At 68.3% G+C, this 18510-nt stretch carries 26 protein-coding genes; 15 read left to right on the forward strand and 11 right to left on the reverse strand.

Annotation, left to right across the window (positions count from 1 at the left end; translation table 11 throughout):
• Positions 1-174 precede the first annotated feature (174 nt).
• From QLQ15_RS02255 to QLQ15_RS02265, 3 genes are all read left to right on the forward strand, one after another.
• Positions 175-1449 (forward strand): MFS transporter, encoded by a 1275-nt coding sequence (locus tag QLQ15_RS02255; protein ID WP_432277766.1) that lies wholly within the window; start codon positions 175-177, stop codon positions 1447-1449.
• Positions 1450-1535: 86 nt separating this feature from the next.
• Positions 1536-2303: a HipA family kinase gene (locus tag QLQ15_RS02260; RefSeq protein ID WP_345782432.1), complete on the forward strand. Its 768-nt coding sequence runs from the start codon at positions 1536-1538 to the stop codon at positions 2301-2303.
• Complete coding sequence (locus QLQ15_RS02265; protein WP_283211238.1) at positions 2290-2700, forward strand: DUF3037 domain-containing protein; 411 nt, start codon at positions 2290-2292, stop codon at positions 2698-2700. Before QLQ15_RS02260 ends, QLQ15_RS02265 begins: the two co-directional genes overlap by 14 nt.
• Before the next feature lie 78 nt (positions 2701-2778).
• Here the strand turns inward: QLQ15_RS02265 and QLQ15_RS02270 are convergent, their stop codons facing one another.
• Positions 2779-2988 carry a cold-shock protein gene (locus QLQ15_RS02270; protein WP_283211239.1) on the reverse strand — a complete coding sequence of 70 codons (210 nt, stop codon included), beginning with the start codon at positions 2986-2988 and terminating at the stop codon, positions 2779-2781.
• 247 nt (positions 2989-3235) lie between these two features.
• Between QLQ15_RS02270 and QLQ15_RS02275 the strand changes: the two genes are divergently transcribed.
• The 3 genes from QLQ15_RS02275 to QLQ15_RS02285 all read left to right on the forward strand — a co-directional run bounded on the left by QLQ15_RS02275 (position 3236) and on the right by QLQ15_RS02285 (position 4365).
• The gene (locus QLQ15_RS02275) at positions 3236-3520 is read left to right on the forward strand and encodes a DUF4031 domain-containing protein (RefSeq protein WP_283211240.1); all 285 of its coding nucleotides are present in this window, start codon (positions 3236-3238) and stop codon (positions 3518-3520) included.
• A gap of 58 nt (positions 3521-3578) precedes the next feature.
• Positions 3579-4043 carry a DUF4019 domain-containing protein gene (locus QLQ15_RS02280; RefSeq protein ID WP_283211241.1) on the forward strand — a complete coding sequence of 155 codons (465 nt, stop codon included), beginning with the start codon at positions 3579-3581 and terminating at the stop codon, positions 4041-4043.
• Positions 4044-4128: 85 nt separating this feature from the next.
• Entirely contained in the window at positions 4129-4365 is a 237-nt protein-coding gene (locus tag QLQ15_RS02285) for a DUF3297 family protein (protein ID WP_283211242.1), read from the forward strand.
• Here QLQ15_RS02285 and QLQ15_RS02290 read toward each other — a convergent pair.
• Positions 4294-4737 carry a M23 family metallopeptidase gene (locus QLQ15_RS02290; protein ID WP_283211243.1) on the reverse strand — a complete coding sequence of 148 codons (444 nt, stop codon included), beginning with the start codon at positions 4735-4737 and terminating at the stop codon, positions 4294-4296. The genes QLQ15_RS02285 and QLQ15_RS02290 overlap by 72 nt on opposite strands.
• 494 nt (positions 4738-5231) lie before the next feature.
• Here QLQ15_RS02290 and QLQ15_RS02295 point away from each other — a divergent pair, with 494 nt between their 5' ends.
• Positions 5232-5780 carry a DUF3016 domain-containing protein gene (locus tag QLQ15_RS02295; protein ID WP_283211244.1) on the forward strand — a complete coding sequence of 183 codons (549 nt, stop codon included), beginning with the start codon at positions 5232-5234 and terminating at the stop codon, positions 5778-5780.
• Between the two features lie 6 nt (positions 5781-5786).
• Here the strand turns inward: QLQ15_RS02295 and QLQ15_RS02300 are convergent, their stop codons facing one another.
• From QLQ15_RS02300 to QLQ15_RS02310, 3 genes are all read right to left on the reverse strand, one after another.
• Positions 5787-6548, reverse strand: a complete 762-nt coding sequence (locus tag QLQ15_RS02300) for an ABC transporter permease (protein ID WP_283211245.1) — start codon at positions 6546-6548, stop codon at positions 5787-5789.
• Positions 6545-7510, reverse strand: a complete 966-nt coding sequence (locus tag QLQ15_RS02305; protein ID WP_283211246.1) for an ABC transporter ATP-binding protein — start codon at positions 7508-7510, stop codon at positions 6545-6547. Before QLQ15_RS02305 ends, QLQ15_RS02300 begins: the two co-directional genes overlap by 4 nt.
• Before the next feature lie 79 nt (positions 7511-7589).
• Positions 7590-7847 carry a DUF2798 domain-containing protein gene (locus tag QLQ15_RS02310; RefSeq protein ID WP_283211247.1) on the reverse strand — a complete coding sequence of 86 codons (258 nt, stop codon included), beginning with the start codon at positions 7845-7847 and terminating at the stop codon, positions 7590-7592.
• A 204-nt stretch (positions 7848-8051) separates the two neighbouring features.
• Here QLQ15_RS02310 and QLQ15_RS02315 point away from each other — a divergent pair, with 204 nt between their 5' ends.
• The 4 genes from QLQ15_RS02315 to QLQ15_RS02330 all read left to right on the forward strand — a co-directional run bounded on the left by QLQ15_RS02315 (position 8052) and on the right by QLQ15_RS02330 (position 10096).
• A complete protein-coding gene (locus tag QLQ15_RS02315) occupies positions 8052-8426 on the forward strand; it encodes a YciI family protein (RefSeq protein ID WP_283211248.1) in 375 nt (124 codons plus the stop codon).
• Positions 8427-8740: 314 nt separating this feature from the next.
• Positions 8741-9067, forward strand: coding sequence for an RcnB family protein (locus tag QLQ15_RS02320; protein ID WP_283211249.1), 327 nt, complete (start codon positions 8741-8743; stop codon positions 9065-9067).
• 164 nt (positions 9068-9231) lie between these two features.
• Positions 9232-9399 (forward strand): hypothetical protein, encoded by a 168-nt coding sequence (locus QLQ15_RS02325; protein ID WP_283211250.1) that lies wholly within the window; start codon positions 9232-9234, stop codon positions 9397-9399.
• 112 nt (positions 9400-9511) lie between these two features.
• Positions 9512-10096: a hypothetical protein gene (locus QLQ15_RS02330; protein WP_283211251.1), complete on the forward strand. Its 585-nt coding sequence runs from the start codon at positions 9512-9514 to the stop codon at positions 10094-10096.
• A gap of 48 nt (positions 10097-10144) precedes the next feature.
• On the opposite strand, the gene QLQ15_RS02335 is transcribed toward QLQ15_RS02330, so the two are convergent.
• Together QLQ15_RS02335 and QLQ15_RS02340 are read right to left on the reverse strand one after the other, a co-directional pair.
• Positions 10145-11131 carry an NAD-dependent epimerase/dehydratase family protein gene (locus QLQ15_RS02335; protein WP_283211252.1) on the reverse strand — a complete coding sequence of 329 codons (987 nt, stop codon included), beginning with the start codon at positions 11129-11131 and terminating at the stop codon, positions 10145-10147.
• 61 nt (positions 11132-11192) lie between these two features.
• Entirely contained in the window at positions 11193-11903 is a 711-nt protein-coding gene (locus QLQ15_RS02340) for an SDR family oxidoreductase (RefSeq protein ID WP_283211253.1), read from the reverse strand.
• Between the two features lie 174 nt (positions 11904-12077).
• Between QLQ15_RS02340 and QLQ15_RS02345 the strand changes: the two genes are divergently transcribed.
• Positions 12078-12725, forward strand: a complete 648-nt coding sequence (locus tag QLQ15_RS02345; protein WP_283211254.1) for a DUF2306 domain-containing protein — start codon at positions 12078-12080, stop codon at positions 12723-12725.
• Here the strand turns inward: QLQ15_RS02345 and QLQ15_RS02350 are convergent.
• Together QLQ15_RS02350 and QLQ15_RS02355 are read right to left on the reverse strand one after the other, a co-directional pair.
• Positions 12702-13832 carry a helix-turn-helix domain-containing protein gene (locus tag QLQ15_RS02350; RefSeq protein ID WP_283211255.1) on the reverse strand — a complete coding sequence of 377 codons (1131 nt, stop codon included), beginning with the start codon at positions 13830-13832 and terminating at the stop codon, positions 12702-12704. The two genes, QLQ15_RS02345 and QLQ15_RS02350, sit on opposite strands and share 24 nt — an antisense overlap.
• Before the next feature lie 16 nt (positions 13833-13848).
• Positions 13849-14247, reverse strand: a complete 399-nt coding sequence (locus QLQ15_RS02355) for a YybH family protein (RefSeq protein ID WP_283211256.1) — start codon at positions 14245-14247, stop codon at positions 13849-13851.
• Positions 14248-14390: 143 nt separating this feature from the next.
• On the opposite strand from QLQ15_RS02355, the gene QLQ15_RS02360 reads away from it, so the two are divergent.
• Positions 14391-14852: a hypothetical protein gene (locus QLQ15_RS02360; protein WP_283211257.1), complete on the forward strand. Its 462-nt coding sequence runs from the start codon at positions 14391-14393 to the stop codon at positions 14850-14852.
• A 4-nt stretch (positions 14853-14856) separates the two neighbouring features.
• On the opposite strand, the gene QLQ15_RS02365 is transcribed toward QLQ15_RS02360, so the two are convergent.
• A complete protein-coding gene (locus QLQ15_RS02365) occupies positions 14857-15261 on the reverse strand; it encodes an SRPBCC family protein (RefSeq protein ID WP_283211258.1) in 405 nt (134 codons plus the stop codon).
• Positions 15262-15725: 464 nt separating this feature from the next.
• Between QLQ15_RS02365 and QLQ15_RS02370 the strand changes: the two genes are divergently transcribed.
• Both QLQ15_RS02370 and QLQ15_RS02375 read left to right on the forward strand, forming a co-directional pair.
• Positions 15726-16496, forward strand: a complete 771-nt coding sequence (locus QLQ15_RS02370; protein ID WP_283211259.1) for a response regulator transcription factor — start codon at positions 15726-15728, stop codon at positions 16494-16496.
• A 197-nt stretch (positions 16497-16693) separates the two neighbouring features.
• Positions 16694-17227, forward strand: a complete 534-nt coding sequence (locus QLQ15_RS02375; RefSeq protein ID WP_283211260.1) for a DUF6630 family protein — start codon at positions 16694-16696, stop codon at positions 17225-17227.
• A 6-nt stretch (positions 17228-17233) separates the two neighbouring features.
• On the opposite strand, the gene QLQ15_RS02380 is transcribed toward QLQ15_RS02375, so the two are convergent.
• A complete protein-coding gene (locus QLQ15_RS02380; protein WP_283211261.1) occupies positions 17234-18379 on the reverse strand; it encodes a PAS domain-containing sensor histidine kinase in 1146 nt (381 codons plus the stop codon).
• Positions 18380-18510: the final 131 nt, after the last annotated feature.

Here is an 18510-nt window from a genome sequence, read left to right on the forward strand (position 1 = left end):
CGGCTCAGCATGGTGATCGCACGGTGAAAGGCGACGGTGGAACCCAGTGTTGTCGCCTCGCGGGTGGTTCATCGCGCGCGAGTGCCGCACACTGCGCAGCGTGCGCATGCTCCCGCGCTGCGCCCCTCCCCCGCATGCTCGCGTCCGTTCCGGGCGCCAACGGAATATTCCCTCATGGATGCCAACGTCGCCCTCGCCGCCCCGCTCGTCCGCCCGTTGTGGCGCGATCGCGCACTGGTGCTCGCGGGCATCGCGATGTCGGCGTTCAACCTGCGTACCGCGGTGACGTCACTGACGCCCCTGCTCGAAAGCCTGGGGCAGACCTTCGGTTTCGGCGCGACCATGACGGGCGTGCTCGGCATGGTGCCGACTGCGGCGTTCGCGCTGTTTGGTGTGGTCACGCCGGCTATCGCGCATCGCCTTGGCCTGGAGCGCACGGCGCTGCTGGCGATGCTGTTGGCCGCACTGGGCCTGCTGGCGCGGGCGTTCGTTGGCGATGTCTCGATGCTGCTGGTGACGTCGGCGCTGGCGTTGTCGGGCATGGGCATGGGCAACGTCGTGCTGCCGCCGCTGGTGAAACGCTACTTCGCCGACCGCATCGGCACCGTCAGCACGATGTACATCGCCGTGCTGCAGCTGGGCACCATCCTTCCCGCACTGCTGGCGGTGCCGCTGGCGCAGAGCGCGGGGTGGCGCGTGTCGCTGGGCGCGTGGTCGCTGCTTGCCGCCGCGGCCGCGATGCCGTGGATCGGCGTGCTGTGGATGGAGCGGCACGGCCGTTCACGACAGGCGCAGGCATTGGCGCACGCGCACGACTGCGCCGTGGTGGCGGGCGACGAGGCGCCCGAGCTTGCCTGCACGCGTCGCGTCGGCCAGGTGTGGCGCTCGCCGGTGGCGTGGGGCCTGACGCTGATGTTCGGCATGACCTCGCTGACGACGTATTCGATGTTCACCTGGCTGCCGAAGCTGCTGACCGAAGCCGGCGGCACGCGCGCGCTGGGCGGCAGCATGGTCGCGCTGTTCTCTACGATGGGCCTGCTGAGCGCGCTGCTGCTGCCGGCGCTGGCGGTGCGCATCGCCAACCCGTTCCCGCTGGTGCTGGGCTGCGTGCTGGCCTATCTGGGCGCATTCGCCGGCCTGCTGACGGCGCCGATGGCCGCGCCGCTGTTGTGGGTCGCGCTGCTCGGACTGGGGCCCAGCACGTTTCCGCTGTCGCTCACGTTGATCAACCTGCGCACGCGCACGCCCGACGGGTCCTCGCGACTGTCCGGCTTCGTGCAGGGCGTGGGTTACAGCCTGAGCTGCCTGGGGCCGCTGCTGTTCGGCTGGCTGCACGAGATCAGCCACGGCTGGTCGTGGCCGTTCGCATTCCTCGCCTTCTGCCTGCTCGTGCTGGCCTGGGGCGGCTGGATGGCGAGCCGTCCGCGCATGCTCGAGGACACCTGGTAGCGCGCATCGCACCGCACGCGACCGGCGCGCCCGGCGGTGAGTGCGGGTAACCTGTCGCCGCCATTCCCTCGCCGCGATCCATGCCCCTGCGCACCATCAACGCCGCCCGCTACGTCACGCCGCTGCGCGAAGGCGGTTCGCTGCCCGCCGTCATCGAGGGCGATGACGATGGGCTGTACGTGCTGAAGTTCCGCGGCGCAGGCCAGGGCCCGAAGGCGCTGGTCGCCGAACTGGTCGCCGGCGAGATCGCGCGCGCGCTCGGCCTGCCGATGCCGGAGCTGGTGTTCGTCGAACTCGACGCCGAACTGGCGCGCACCGAGCCCGATCCGGAAATCCAGGAGCTGATCCGCGCCAGCGAAGGCCTCAACCTCGCCCTCGATTACCTGCCGGGCGCGATCAATTTCGACCCCGTCGCCGAGCAGGTGCCGGGCGCGCTGGCCTCGGAGATCGTGTGGTTCGACGCGTTCGCCAGCAACGTGGACCGCAGCTTCCGCAATCCCAACCTGCTGGTCTGGCACCGCAAGCCGTGGCTGATCGACCACGGCGCCGCGCTGTATTTCCATCATGGCTGGGACGGGTCGCCCACGCACGCCGACAGTGCGTTTCCGATGATCCGCGAACATGTCCTGCTGGCGCAGGCCGACGACATCGCCGGCGCGGATGCGCGCCTGGCACCGACGCTGTCGCGCGGGACGTTCGAATCGATCCTGGCGCAGGTGCCCGACGCCTGGCTGGTCGGCGCCGACACGCCACGCGATCCGGCCGAGCACCGCGCGGCCTACGTCGAACATTTCCTGCAGCGCCTGGCGCATCGCCAGCGCTTCGTCGAGGAGGCGATCCGTGCACGCGCCTGACACGCCCCGCAGCCGCGACACCTACGACTACGCGGTGATCCGCGTGGTGCCGCGCGTGGAGCGCGAGGAATTCGTCAACGTCGGCGTCATCCTGTCGTGCCCCACGGCGAAGTTCCTGGAGGCACGCATCGAAGTGGACGAGGCGCGCCTGCGCGCGATCGATCCCGACATCGACCTGGAGACCGTGCGCCGGCACCTCGCCGCGATCGAGGCGATCTGCGCCGGCGGCCCGGGCAGCGGCCCCATCGGCCTGCTGCCGCAGCGCGCGCGCTTCCACTGGCTCACTGCCAAGCGCAGCTCGATCATCCAGACCTCACCGGTGCACCTGGGACGCTGCACCGCGGCGGGTTCCTCGCTGGAACACCTGATGGACACGATGGTGCGCGTGCGGCGCTGAGGTGGACGCCCTGGCTGTCCGCCTGAAAAAGAAAAAGCCCGGCCGAAGCCGGGCTTTCTCGTGTCGTTCAGCGATCGCTTAGAGCGGCTGCACGGCGTCGGCCTGCAGGCCCTTCTGGCCCTGCACGACGGTGAAGGTCACCTTCTGGCCTTCCTGCAGGCTCTTGAAGCCCGAGCCCTGGATCGAACGGAAGTGGACGAACACGTCGTCTCCGTTCTCACGGCTGATGAAGCCGAAGCCCTTGGCATCGTTGAACCACTTGACGGTACCGGTTTCACGGTTCGACATTTCTTTGCTCCTTGTAACGGATGAATGGGCCGCACGAGGCGGCATAAGCTGGTTGCAAGGAGAAAGCGAGGTGCAACGATGATGGATCGGAATCTACATCGGGTCACGATCACAGTGACCCTTGGCGAACACAGCGTTGCGAACGGTAGACGGTTGTTGCCCCCGATGCAATGGCTGGAGGTACCGCCCGTTCATATTTTCCCCATTCAGGGGTCGCAGGCCCCCCGATGACGCCCCCGGACTGCCCATGACGGTGTACGTCGATGATGCGGTGCACCTTTGGCGCGGCCGCCGCTGGGCCCACCTGATGGCCGACACGCTGGACGAGCTGCACGCCATGGCCGAGCAGCTGGAGATCCCGCGCCGGGCCTTCCAGAACAAGACCTCCGGGGCGCACTACGACGTCCCCGCCGAGCTGCGCGAGCGGGCGATCGCGCTGGGCGCGGTCGCCATCTCCCGCCACCGCGACCGCGAACAGGTGCGCGCCGTGATCCGCGTCGCCCGCCTGCAGGGGCGGGGCGAACATTCCTGACCCCCTCGTGGCGCGCCCGGCGGGATACTGCAGCCCCCGCCCCCAGGACCCTCCTCACATGAAGCTTCGACAGCTCGCCTGTGCCGGCCTGCTCGCCTGCGCTGGCCTGGCGCCGGTCGCCGCGCAGCAACCCGCCGCGCCCGCGGCCGCCACGGCGCCCGCCCGCGACATCGACCCGAACACGCTGGCCAACGCAGGGCTGCAGGTCGCCCAGCTGATCGACACCGCGCGCGCTGGCGAGGTATGGGACGGCGCCTCGGCATTGGCCAAACGCAGCGTGGACCGCAAGACGTTCGTCGACACCATCGCCACGCAGCGCAAGCCGCTGGGTGCGGTGACCTCGCGGCGCTGGACCGCGGTCAGCCGTCACTCCACTCCGGGGGCTGCCAACCTTCCGGCGGGGATGTACGCCAACGTCGAGTTCGAGACCCGCTTCGCCGGCAACCGCACGGGGTATGAGCTGGTCTCCTTCCGCCAGGACGAGGACGGCACCTGGCGTCTGAGCGGCTACGTCCTCAAGTAGGCCGCGCGCCAAAGGCGGTGGGCGCACGTATCCTTATGCGCCCGCCGGCCCGGCCGCGCGGCCCGCAGTCCCGACGGAACCGACCATGACCGACACCCCGCCCGACCGCCTCTCCAACGACCCGCGCAGCCCGCACTACGACGAAGCCACGCTCGAGCGCGGCATCGGCATCCGTTTCAACGGCGTGGAGCGCACCAACGTCGACGAGTACTGCGTCAGCGAAGGCTGGGTCCGCCTGCCCGTGGGCAAGTCACTGGATCGTCGTGGCAATCCAATGACGATGAAGGTCAGCGGTACGGTCGAAGTCTGGTTCAAGACCTGACGCGTCGCCGGGCGACAGCCCGGCCAGATAGCGCTCCGGGTCGACGCGTTCGCCGGCCCGCCGCATCTCGAAGTGCAGGTGCGGCCCGGTCGCGTGTCCGGTGGCCCCCATGCGCGCGATTTCCTGCCCTGCGCGCACGACGTCGCCCTTGTGCACGTCCAGGCGGCTGTTGTGGGCGTACAGCGTGACGCAGCCGTCGCCGTGGTCGACCTGCACCACGTTGCCGTAGTCCGCGCGGAAATCGGCCTCCACCACCACACCGTCGGCGACGGCATGGATCGGCGTACCCACCCGCCCACCGAAATCGATCCCGGTGTGGAAATGCGCGCCTCGATGGAACGGGTCGTGGCGTTCGCCGAATCCGGATGTCACGCGCACCTCATCCACGGGCCAGCGGCTGGGTAGTTCATTCGTCCCGGGTCGCACGTCCTGCCGCGGCATCGTCGAACGCTCCACCGCTGGCAACCGCGGCGGCGAAGGCAGGTGCGGCGCGAACTGCAACGCTGCCGAACGATGGCGCGCGTGCGCGCTGACCGGTACCGCTGACCCACCGCATGCCACGAGCATGGCGACGAACAGCACGCGGGCCACCCGGCGGCGGGCGCATGGGGAAACAAGGAAGGGCATCGCGAAATCTCTGGGCGGGGGAGCGGCGGATTCCCCGAACCGCATTCGCCAGCCCCATGGGATTCCTCCCAAAGCCATGGGTCGCCCGCCGTGAGTCCGATTCAGGTCATCCATTCGTGTGGCCGGGATTCAGGCTTTGACCGCAGCGAACTGGCGGCTGTACGTCGCAAGGCGCCTGCCTTGGCAGTTCGAGCGGCCGGGCGGACAATGCCTTTCATCGGCCACCTGCGGAGCGCGCCATGAACCTGCGGCCTCTCCTTCTTGCTCTCGCACTGCTCGCCGCTGTCGGCGCCGCCGACGCGCGCGTGCGCAACGTCACCGACGCCAACGCCCCACGCGCACTGCCCACCGAAGGGCCGGTCAGCGTGCGCTGGGGAGACCCGGCGAAGTTCAGCGAAGTGCGCTACAGCGGCAATCGCACCGAAGCCGCGCGTGGCAACTGGGTCGAGGAACTGGCGGTCTACCTGCGCGATCGGGCTGCCACTCGATTGCCCGAAGGCCAGCGACTGGACGTCGACATCGTCGACATCCGCCGTGCCGGCGCCTATGAACCCTGGCGCAGTCCGGACCTCCAGTTCACCCGCATCATCCGCGACCTGTATCCGCCACGCATGACGCTCAACGTCACGCTCACCGGCGCGGACGGCCAGGTCATCACGCAGGGCGAACGCACACTGCGCGACTCCGCCTTCCTGATGGGCGATTCGCCCAACGACAGCGATCCGCTGCGTTTCGAGAAGCGCATGATCGACCGCTGGTTGCGCCAGGAGCTTTCGCCCGGCGCGTGAGTGTCGTCAGGCCTTGAGTTTCCATCCGGTGCGGAAGATCCACCACACCACGGCCAGGCACAGGACGAGGAAGCCCAGGATCGCCGCCGCGCTGACGCCGACATTGACGTCGGAGATGCCGTAGAAGCTCCAGCGGAACCCGCTGATCAGATACACGACCGGGTTGAACAGCGCGATCTTCTGCCACACCGGCGGCAGCATGTTGATGGAATAGAACGCGCCGCCCAGGAACGTCAGCGGCGTCACGACCATCAACGGCACCAGCTGCAGGCGCTGGAAGCTGTCGGCCCACAGGCCGATGATGAAGCCGAACAGGCTGAAGGTCAGCGCGGTCAGAACGAGGAAGCACAGCATCCAGAACGGATGCTGGATGCCGTACGGCACGAAGAAGCGCGCGGTGACCAGAATCAGCGTGCCCAGCATCAGCGACTTGGTCGCTGCCGCGCCGACGTAGCCGATCACGATCTCCATCGCCGACACCGGCGCGGACAGCAGCTCGTAGATCGTGCCCGCCCACTTGGGCATGTAGATGCCGAAGGACGCGTTGGAGATGCTTTCGCTCAGCAGCGACAGCATGATCAGGCCGGGGATGATGAAGGCGCCGTAGCTCACGCCGTCCACCTCGCCCATGCGTCCGCCGATCGCCGCGCCGAACACCACGAAATACAGCGACGTGGACAACACCGGCGAGACGATGCTCTCCATCAGCGTGCGGAAGGTGCGGGCCATCTCGAAGCGGTAGATGGCGCGGATCGCGTGGAGGTTCATGCGCGCGCCTCCCGGCCCCTGTGCACCAGGCTGACGAAGATCTCCTCGAGCGAACTCTCGCTGGAGTGCAGGTCCTTGAAGTCGATGCCCTGGTCGTGCAGCCGGCGCAACAGCGCGGCGATGCCGGTCTCTTCCGCCTGCGCGTCGAAGGTGTAGACCAGGGTGGCGCCGTCGCCAGTGAGTTCCAGCGGATACGACGAAAGCCCTTCAGGGATGCGTTCCAGCGGCGCCTGAAGCTGCAGGGTCAGCTGCTTCTTGCCGAGCTTGCGCATCAGCGTGGCCTTGTCCTCGACCAGGATGAGCTCGCCCTTGTTGATCACGCCGATGCGGTGGGCCATGTCCTCGGCCTCCTCGATGTAGTGCGTGGTCAGGATGACGGTGGTGCCGTTCTCGCGCAGTCGCCGCACCATTTCCCACATGTCGTGGCGCAGTTCGACGTCGACGCCGGCGGTCGGTTCGTCCAGGAACAGGATCGAGGGCTCGTGCGCGAGTGCCTTGGCGATCAGCACCCGGCGCTTCATGCCGCCGGACAGCGTCATGATCTTGTTGTCCTTCTTGTCCCACAGCGACAGGTCGCGCAGCACCTTCTCCAGGTACGCGTCGTCGCGCGGCTTGCCGAACAGGCCACGCGAGAAACGCATGGTCGCCCACACGCTCTCGAACGCGTCCGTCGACAGCTCCTGCGGCACCAGTCCGATCTTCATCCGCGCGGCACGGTAGTCGCGCACGATGTCGTGCCCGTCGGCGCTGACGCTGCCGGCGCTGGCGTTGACGATGCCGCAGATGATGCTGATCAGCGTGGTCTTGCCCGCGCCGTTGGGGCCGAGCAGCGCGAAGATCTCGCCGCGCCGGATCTGCAGGTCGATGGTCTTGAGCGCCTGGAACCCCGACGCGTAGGTCTTGGTCAGTCCACGCACGTCGATGATGGGGTCGTGCACGGAAGTGTCCGCCTTCGGCGTCATGCCGGAATTCCTGTTCGTGTGTCGAATCCGCGGCATCGTACCGGAAGGGCCGCGTGCAGCCCGTTTGCCATGGGCGCGATCAACCCAGCCTACCCAGGCTGCGCGATGCCGGCACCGTGCAGGTCGCGCGGGCGAGCAGCGCGCGCACGCCGGGCAGCACCAGCCACGCGGTGGGCAACGCCACGGCGAAGGCGACCGGCCAGCCGTGCAGCCACGCCTCCATCAAGCCGGGCCCGAAGCCGCGGTGCAGCGCGGTCATGGCGAAACTCATCACGCCCGACATCAGCGTGACCACCAGTGGGACGAAAGCGAACTGGGCCTGGCGCGGCGAAAGCATGGGGGCGCTCCTTGCGGGGACTCTGGAAGGGAACATCGGGGGAGGTGTCAGGGTAGGCATCGACGACGCCCGCGATAAGCCGGTGCGATGGGGAAGGATCATCCCGTGAACGGGCGAATCGTCGAATGCCGCTGCGCGCGCAAGGCAGACGCGCGCACATGCGCCACAATGCCGGTTCCCCATCCGTCCCCTGCCGAGAACGCGATGAAATTCCTGTTGATGATCTACACCGATCCTGAATTGATGAGCGCACTGCCCGAGGGCGAGTTCGACCGCCTGATGCGCGGTTGCCTGCAGAAGGCCGACGAATTGCGCGCCGCCGGCGTGCTGCTGGATTCGCAACAACTCGAGGAACCGGTGGCGGCACGCTCCGTGCGCACGCGCAACGGCTCGACGGCGGTGATCGACGGCCCCTTCGCCGAGGCCAAGGAAGTCTTCGCCGGCTTCAACCTGATCGAGGCGGCGAACATGGACGAAGCACTGCGCATCGCGCATTCGTTCCCGTGGTCGCGGACCGGCTCGATCGAAGTGCGCCCCGTGCGCGACATGGCGCTGGTGCGCGAGCGCGTCGGCGCCTGAGTGCGACGGCGCGTCTCGCCTGGTGCGACGCGCGCCCGCAACACTGGCCACCTCCTCGTCAGGGAGATCCCGGGCGGCGCGCGGACTGGGCCCCGCGCGTCGCCCTGGTTTTATCAGGTCCGATGCGGCGACCGCCGCGGCCTTCGGCATCGGCGCAAGGCGTGGAAGCGCTTACCTGAGGCCGACATGAAGCCAACCGCGCCGGAACGGCGACGTGCGTCAAGGTTTGGTGAAGTCCCGGCTTGCCATATCGTGGCATCACGGCAGGATCGATCCCACGCGGCACCCGTTCAGCCGCACCAACAGGGGATCCCATGAAGCACCTGCTGTCCGCACTCGTGATCGGCTTCCTGGCGCTGTCGCCGGTGGTGGCCTCGGCCCACGACAAGCACCACGACCACGACCGTCATCATCACGACGACGATCACGATCACGACCACGGTCGCAAGCGTGGCCATGACAAGCACGACTACCGCCGCGGCGTGGTGTACGTCGAGCGTCGCGTCTATGTGGACGACTACCCGCGCTACGAGCTGCACGCCCCGCCGCCGGGCCATCGCTGGGTGCGCAGCGACGACGGTCGCTACGTGCTGATCGCGGTCGCGACCGGCATCATCGCGGACGTCCTGCTGCACCACTGATCCTGGCCGCATCGGACCACCAGAACCCCCGCCCTGAGCGGGGGTTTTTCGTTTCCACGGGCCGCGCTGCGGGTGCGCGGTAACGCATGCCTCACGCGCCGGTGCGGCACCTCTAACGTCCGCGCCCCTAAGGTGACGCGTACTCCACACACGAAGAGCCATCGATGCGAGCGGACAAACAGAAAGCCGGCGCGCGTCGCAAGCCGGCGACGAAGACCGAGCGTGCACCGGCCAAGCCGGCGCACGCGGCCGAAGTGAAACCCAAACCCGCGTCGGACGAACGGACCACGGAACGGGTGATGCGCCATCGCGACGGCCATACGCTGCACTGAAGCCCCGCACGCCGGCCACACTTCTTCTTCACGGTTTCTTGCCCAGAGTGAACGGCACTCAACGCCGCGGCCCCAGCCGCGGCGGTCGTCCACCCAAGGAGAGACCCCTGTGATGACGCATCGGCTGCCCCTGGTTCCGCTTGTCCTCGCCCTCGCACTGGGCGTCGGCTGCTCCACGACGACACCGGCCGACGCCGGCCCGCAGGAAGTCGCCGCCGTGCAGCTGACGGTGGAAGGCGAGGTCACGAAGATCGACACGCCCTCACGCCTGATCACCGTGCGCGGGCCTGAGGGCAACGAGGTCGAAGTGCACGCGGACGACACGGTGCGCAACTTCAGCCAGGTGCGCGTGGGCGACCGCGTCACGCTGGACTACCTGCGTTCGGTGACGGTGGACATCCAGCCGGCCGGCAGCGCCGAACCCGGCGCCTACATCAAGCAGAAGCAGGACATCGCCAAGACCGGCGAGCGTCCGCGCGTGGGCGCGGCGGAAATCGTCACTGTGCTGGCGCCGATCCGCGCGATCGACCTGGCGAACAACACGGTCACCGTCGAAGGGCCGCGCGGCAACGTGGTGACGCTGGACGTGGTGAAGCCCGAACACCGCGCGCGCCTGCCCCAGCTGAAGGTCGGCGACATGCTGCGCATCGCCTTCACCGAAGCGGCCGCCGTACGGGTCACGCCGAAGGGAGGCTGACGCGTCACGGACGTGGGCAGGACGGCATCGCGCCGCCCTGCCCCGCCGTCACGAAGCCACGGGGTACGGGCCTTCCTCGAACACCTGGCCGTGATATCCCTTGCTGCCCACGGCTTCGGCCAGCGGGCTGCGGAAATCCGCATCGCGCCGCAACGCATCCAATGCCGACGCGAAGTCGTAGCGCGGCTGCCAGCCCAGCGCGTGGCGGGCGCGGGCGTTGTCGTACACGCGATCGACGTGGGGAAACTGACGCCAGCCACGCGCCGCGTACAGCGCGGCGGCCTCGGGGAAGCGCCGTGCCACCACCGCGGGCGCATCGCGGCGCAGTTCCGGAAGGTCTTCGCGCGTGAAGGGCGTGGTCGAGGAAATGATGTAGCGGCCGAAACCGATGGCGCGCGCACGCTCCACCGCCAGCAGGTGCGCGCTGACCGCATCCTCGATGTCCACGCGGCGGTACAGCAGTTCATTCACCTGCGCGTTCGCGGTGGAATAGCCGTTGCGCACGTCGATGCTGTCGTCGGGCTCGGGGAAGAAGCGCGAAGTGCGCAGGACCACCACCGGCAGGCGACGCTTGCGATGGAACAGCTCGCACAGCAGCTCCGCCGAGAGCTTGGTCACGCCGTAGATGTTCTTCGGGATCGGCACGACGTCTTCATCGATCCATGCCGCCGGCGCGCCCGGCGCGGGCGTGAGCGCGGCGCCGAAGGTGCTGGTGGTGCTGGTGAAGACGAACGATTCCACGCCAGCCGCGACCGACTCCTCCAGCAGCGTGAGCGTTCCGCTCACGTTGGTGTCGATGAATTCCTGGTGCGGATGCGTGGCCACGTGCGGCTTGTGCAGCGTGGCGACGTGGATCACCGAACGCACGCCGCGCAGGTGGCGTCGCACGAAGTCGCGATCGACGATGGAGCCGACGTGGTCGGTGAAGGCGGATGGCTTGATGTCGATGCCGACCGCGGCGCGCCCGGCGGCGCGCAACTGCCGCATCAGCGCTTCGCCCAGATGGCCGGCGCTGCCGGTCACGAGAAGGGTCATGGCGGAAATCCCGATGACGTGGGGAGTTTCATTATGCCCATCGTGGCCTCGCGTGCCTGGCTCACTCCCGCGATGCGGCCATCAGGTACGCCGGCCGTTCCCCGGACAGGCTGGCCTTCACCTGTCGCGACGTCTCGTCCGCCAGCACTTCGGGCAGATCGTTCCGCACCGCATGGACGATCTGCGCGGCCACGTCGTGGGGCGACACCTTGGGAACGTCCACGCCGGCGGTCATGTCGGTATCCATCAGGCCGATGTGCACGCCGACCACCTTCGTGCCCTGCGCGGCCAGTTCGTTGCGCAGGCCGTTGGTCAGCGACCACGCGGCCGCCTTGGAGATGCAGTACGTCGACGTGCCCGGCAGGCTGATCCAGCTCAGCACGGACAGGACATTCACGACCGTGCCGCCGCCATTGGCGGCCAGTCGCGGGGCGAACGCGGCGGTCATGCGCCATGGACCGAACAGGTTGGTCGCCAGCTCATCGCGCGCCCTCTGCTCGCCCTCGTCCGACAACAGCACACCGGAGCGGCTGATGCCGGCGTTGTTGACCAGCACGTTGACGTCGGCGCAGTCGCGCGCGGCCGCGGCGATGCTGTCGGGCGAGGTGACGTCCAGCGCGATGGGCACCACCCCTTCGGCGGCGATCGAGGCCGGATCGCGCGCGGCCGCGTAGATCTTCTTCGCACCGGCCTGCCGGAAGGCATCGACCAGCGCGCGCCCCAGGCCCCGGTTGGCACCGGTCACCAGCACCACGGCATTGCGGATGTCCATCTGTGCCACCTCGCTCGGTTGGATGCGCCCTGCACCATCGATACCACGCGCCTGCCCTGTTCACGTCGAACCGGTCGGGGTGCGGCCTCGCCCGGACGTCCGGTTCCGCCGATCCGGACGACGTCCGCCTTCGTCGCACCGCACCGTGACGCCTTTCCAGCCTGTGGAGCGGTCATGGCGATCGGTGTGCGCGAGACGATGGTGCGGTCGGCAGGGGCGCTGTTCGCCCTGGCCTGCACGGCAGTGGCGGCCTACGCCTTCACCTTCCTGTTCCGCGGGTTCACGGCGGCCGGGCCACTGGCCCGACAGTTCGCCATCTCCGGACTGGACGTGCCGGCGCACTTCTTCGGCGGCGGACTGGCCCTGCTGCTGGCGCCCTGGCAGATGAGCCAGCGCCTGCGCCGACGCTGGCCGACCCTGCATCGCATCGGCGGCGGGCTGTATACGGGCGGCGTGCTGATCGGCGGGCTGGCCGGCCTGTCCCTGGCGCGCCACGCGCAGGGTGGGTGGGCGAGCGGCTCGGGATTCGCGCTGCTGGCGCTGGCCTGGTTGGGCGTGACCGCCACCGGCATCGCCCATGCCGTGCGCGGCCACCACGAAGCGCATCGCCGCTGGATGTGGCGCAGCGTGGCGCTGACGGCATCGGCGGTCACGCTGCGCATCACCCTGGGGCTGGGGCTGGGCATGCTGCACCTGCCCTTCCTCACCGTCTATGTGTTCGCCGCATGGAGTTGCTGGACGATCAACCTGGCGATCTGCGAAACGCTGCTGCGCACGCGCTTCGATCCGGCGCTGGCTTCAGCGGTCCGCGTCGCGCAGTGACGGCATGGCGGCGTGGCGTTGGCGGTAGGCGCTGGGCGTATCGCCCACCTCGCGCTTGAAGGCCGCGTTGAACGTGGACTTGGAAGTGAAACCGCAGTCGTACGCGATATCGAGGACGGTGCGCGTGTCGTGCGGGTCGGCCAGGCAGGCGCGGGCGGCCTCGATGCGATGGCGGTTGATCCACGACCAGAAATTGCCCTCGAAGCGGCGGTTGATCACCGCCGAGACCAGGTATTCGGGATAGCCGCTGCGACGCGCGAGTTGGCCGATGGTCAGTGCCGGCTCGCGGTACAGACGATCGGCTTCCATCAGTTGCGCCAGGCGCGCCTCGACGGTCGGGAAGCGCACGTCGTCGACCATCTCCTGCGCTCCCGCCGTCGGCGCGGCCACATCGACGGCCGGCGTTTCCACCACGACCATCGGCTGCGCCAGGCTGAGATACCCGACCGCGAACACCCACGCCGCGACCGCGCCGTAGATCAGCGGGTAGTCGACTCCGGGGATGCGCAGCTGCCATTGGATGAGCGCGATGCACCAGATCACGATCTGCCAGCCGGCCATCACGTCGATCCAGCGCAACGACATGCGGTCTGCGTCCGAACGCCGCGCCAGAAGGCCGATGCGATAGCGACGCACATGCACCAGCGCGGCCACCACGTAGCCCACACCCGCCGCGAACAGCGCGATGTCCAGCCGCGGCGACTGCGGCCACGGCGCGCCGGCCGCGAGGCGGTCCAGCAGCGCCTGGATCTGCGCGCGGTCCATCAGGAAGATGTCCAGGTTCGCCAGTACCGCCAGCGCGAACGGGATCAGGTGCACCGTATCGCGCCGCTCGAAACCGCGTCCCTGCGTGAGCGTCTGCACGTACACGTAGAACAGGCTGCCGTAGAAGAACGGAAACAGCTGCATCAGGCGATACAGCTTGAACAGCCCGGCATCGGCCCCTTGGAAGTGCAGCGCCTTGACCGCCAGGTCCACGCCGATGAGGCCGATCCACGCCGACAGCACGCGATTGCTGCCCGCGTTTACCGGTCGCCGCCACAGCGCGAGCGTCAGCAGGATCGCCTGCGCGGCGCCGATCGCGAAGACGATGCTCCAGGCAGTCATGCGCACACGCGACACGTCACGGGCTTTCCTCCGGCTGCGCCACCAGCAGGTTGGCATCGCGCGCGATGCGCCAGCGGCCGTCGTCTCGCGTCAGCACGGTGAGCGTGTGTCCGGAACGCACGATGTCGCTTTCCCCCGGCCGCAAGGCCCGCACCGTCAGATGCGAGCGCATGAAGGCCCAATCGCCGGCGATGAGGATTTCCTCGATCTCGCTGTGGCCCTCGAAGGCCATCGACGACTGCGCCTGCTGCTTCATGGCCTGCGCGAATTCGGCCTTGCCGAACGGCGGCCGGCCCGCCACCAGGAACACCACGTCGTCGGTCATCAGCTCCAGCACGGTGGCGCCGTCGCCCTCACGCGTGGCGCGCATCCAGGTCGCGACCAGGTCGCGGATCTGCTGTTCGTCGCGGTCCATGTCCGTCTCCTTCGGGCGTGCCGCCGCAGGGTAGCGCACGACGTCGCGGCCGCAATGGCTCCGTCGATGGGGTCTGTATTGGATCTCGAATGGAGCCGCCTGCCGACCTACGGTCGTCACACCCCCAATCCGAGGACAGGACGATGCCCCGCTCCCTCTTGCTCACTGGCGCACTGCTGATCCTGGCCGCTCCCACCGCCTTCGCCGGCGACCGGGGCGACGATCATCACGCCCGCGGCTGCGCGCGCCAGTTCGAGCTGGCCCAGCGCATGGACATGGAGTCCTTCCGCGACTACGACGCCGAAACCTTCCGCGCCGTGCACGACGAACGCGCGGTCACGGTGTTCGGCAGCGGCGCCAAGTTCATCGGCATCGACGCGATCATGACCGCGCTGGGCAGCCACTTCGCCAACCGCGAAGCGCAATGGAGCTGGACCGAGGTCTACCGCGTGGTCGACGGCTGCAACTCGGCCTTCATCCTGTACGAGACCGTGTACGAGATCCCGCGCATCGGCTTCCGCCAGCACGCCTACACCGGTGTGACCTACAGCCACGACGGCCGCCGCTGGCTGGCCATCGCCGACCAGGGCACGGCGCTGCCCTGAGCGTTCAGGCGCGCGCGTCGCGCTCGAGCGTGCGCTTCATCGTTTCCAGTCCCTGCACGATCATCGCGTCGACCTGCGCCCGCGCGTCATCGGGTAGCAGGTCGGCGATCCACACCAGGCGCGTGCGCGCCGGTGCGGACTCCAGCGCCTGTACCGAGGCGTTGTAATGCGTGAACGGTTCACCGATCGCCGCCCAGGCGACACGGTGCCGCTGCGGGTCCACGTCCAGGATCGGCTCACGCACGGTGTGGCCGTTGCCGAACGTCACCACGCGCACGTTGCCCTCCATCCGGCAATCGGCGACGAAGCCGGGGACCAGCCGTTCGTGGATGCGGCCGACGTCGCTCAGTGCGTCCCAGACGCGTGCGATCGGCGCGTCCACCTCGATGTCACGCTGGATCGATGCCATGCGACCTCCGCGGCGTGTATGCGTTCGCCAGCGTGGTCGCGCGAGGCCCCGCACGACAGTGCACACGGCGACCGGCCGACGGACGGACCACGCCACCGATGCCACCGCTTTCGGACGCGTCCGATGGGATGGCATCGACGGCGCACCGAATCTGGCGACGGCCGAATGCGAGTCCGGCCAGGCGTCGAAAGGGGGCGCCTCTTGTCATCATTTCCGGGCTGCCGCGCATGTCCTCGCGGCAGCCCTTTTTTTGCGATCGAACATCGCCTCGGGAGGCGCGCCACGCGCCGGTCGAGGCGAACGACTTTGCCGATTATGTCCAATGAGGACCGATCTCCACGCCTCCGTCGCATCCATGAACGGCCCGCTGAACGCATGGCGCGACACAGTGCGCAGTTCAGCCAATGTGCTCACCTCGCTTTCACAAGGCTGTTCGCAGCCTTCACGCACTTATGGAGGCGAGCATGAAGAACAACGGCGGTCTGATTCTCATCGTTGAAGATCACCTGGCCATCGCGGAGATGGTCGGCGAGTACCTGGAGTCCCAAGGATACGAAGTGGACTTCGCCCGCGACGGAACGGACGCCCTGCGACTCACGCACGAAACCACCTACGACGCCATCGTCCTTGACCGCTCGCTGCCGCGCCTGGACGGACTGGACGTGTGTCGTCGCCTGCGCAAGGACCAGCGCAGTGCCACGCCGATCCTCATGCTCACCGCGCGCGACACGCTGGACGACAAGGTCACCGGGCTGGAGGCTGGCGCCGACGATTACCTCACCAAGCCCTTCGCCATCCAGGAACTGGAAGCCCGAGTGCGCGCGCTGATCCGCCGCGACCGCAAGGCCATGGGCAGCGGCGTGCTGCGCGTGGCCGACCTGGTGCTGGATCCGGAAGCGATGACGGTGTTCCGCGCCGGCCAGGAGTTGCGCCTTTCGCCCACCGGCTTCCAGCTGCTGCACATCCTGATGCGCGAATCGCCGCGCGTGGTGTCGCGGCAGGAGATCGAGCGCGAGATCTGGCGCGGCGAGGCGCCGGATTCGGACACGCTGCGCAGCCACCTGTACAACCTGCGCAAGACCATCGACCGCCCGTTCGGAATCCCGCTGCTGCACACCATGCAGACCGCGGGCTACAAGGTGGCCGACCTGGGCCCGGCGCAGACGTCGTCCGCACGCGAATCCGAACGTCCCGCCACGCGCACGCCTCTCCCGCACGCGTCCGCACACGCCTGATCACGCCGCGTCGTCGCCCCGGGGCGGCGGCGCGTTCCGGCAGAACAGCCAGCTTTCGCCTTCCCGAACGCCAGTGGATACGCGGCGGTCGCGCAGCTTAACCGCCGGAAACCACCCGACGGCGCAGCCGATGGTCGTCATCCGCGGGCAACGCCATCGCGCCGTATCCTGTCGCACCGCACAGCGCGCGCACGACCATGCACACCGAGTACGACCCCGACGACAACTTCGCCCGCGCGTTCCATCCGGATGCGGACCTGGACGAAGATGCGGCTCTGGAAGCCGTGGCCTGGCAGTTCCTGCTGCTGGTGAATCCGGGAGACGAGGACGCGGCGCTGCTGCAGTTCGGCGCCGCCCGTGACGCGCTCGCCGAAGGAGGCGATCCGGTCGCCGTGCTGCGCGATGCGATCGACTGGAAGGCCGGCTTCCACATCCAGGACGACGATGCCACCGGCCTGATCGAGGTGATGGACGAACTGGCCGCGCGCTTCAACCTGCGCATCGACTGGGGCGTGGAGGATGCCTTCGACGACGAGTTCCTCGCCGAGGCCGAGGTCCCCGCGCTCATCAACATCGCCTTCGACCGCCTGCGCGAACACCACTACACCCTGTGGACGTGGGAGACGGGAGAAGACACGCACGCCGGATGGATTGCGTTGCAGCGCGACGACGAAGCCGTGCCGGCAGTGGCCGGCGCGCTCGGCTTCCACGTGCGTCCGGGCGCGGGCTGAGGACGCTCAGCAGGCGCCGTTGCCGCGCGCGGGGAAACGGACGACGAACTGGCTGCCCTTGTCCAGGCCCTCGCTGCGCGCCTGCACGCTGCCGCCGTGCAGTTCGACGATCTGCTTCACCAGCGCCAGCCCCAGGCCGAGGCCGAGCTTCGACCCCTTCAACCGCGGCAAGGTGAACATCTCGAACAGCGTTTCCAGGTGGTCCGGGCTGATACCGACACCTTCGTCGGACACACGCACGATCGCATCGGAACCCTCCAGCGTTCCGCTCACCCAGATGCGGCCGGGCTCGGGTGTATAGCGCAGCGCGTTGGTGACGAGGTTCACGATGACCTGCTGCATGCGCATGCGGTCCACCTGCACTTCGATGTCGGACGCCGGAACGAGGATGCGCACCGGTCGTTCGTCCTGGTCCATCTGGTGACGCGCGATGTCCACCGATATCTCCAGCAGCTCGCCCAGTCCCATCTTGGTGTATTCCAGGCTGACGTTTCCGAAGCTGATGCGGCTGTGCTGGACCAGGTCCTCGATCAGGCGCACGGCCAGCGAGACGTTGCGCGTGATGATGCGCACCGGCTCTTCGAACTTCGGATCGTCCTCGCTTCGCTGCATCATCAGTGCCGCCGCCAGGCTGATGCCCGACAACGGATTGCGCAGTTCGTGCGCCATCAGCGCGATCGCCGCGCTCTTTGCCTCGCTGGATTCCGTCGCCGCGATCGCGCGCTCGCGATTGGCTTCCAGCTGCATCTTCACTTCGGTGAGGTCGCGGAACAACTTGAGGTAGCTGCAGCACGGCATCTCCTCGCCCAGATACACCATCACCCCCGAAGCCCAGAAGCGCGAACGGTCCAGGCGACGCAGCCAGCGGTCGTAGGACGCCGTGCCGCGATGCCGCGCCTCCAGCCGTTCGTGGTCGGGAATGCCAGCCATCGCGTCGCGACGGGTGAAGAAGCGCGCGATCGGGGAACCGATCAACCCCCCGGGCACCGCGCCCAGGATGATCTCGGCGCCTGCATTGGTCCAGGTCACTTCGCCGTCGCTGTCCAGCAACATGACTGCGTGTTCCGGCGAACGGACGGCGAACGCCCAGAGCATGTCCTTGATGACCTGCCCGTCGATCGCCGGTGACTGCACTTCGCTGGGTATCGCCATGACCTCATGACTCCCGCGCAAGCTACGGCGCAGTGTGCGCCCGCCCCTACGCCGTGGCGTGAAGGACATCGCCGGGAAATCCAGCACTGCCGCGCGGCATGTTTCAATGCTGCAACGCGCCGCGAGCCCCG

The sequence above is a fragment of the Lysobacter stagni genome, assembly GCF_030053425.1.
GTDB lineage: Bacteria > Pseudomonadota > Gammaproteobacteria > Xanthomonadales > Xanthomonadaceae > Lysobacter_J > Lysobacter_J stagni.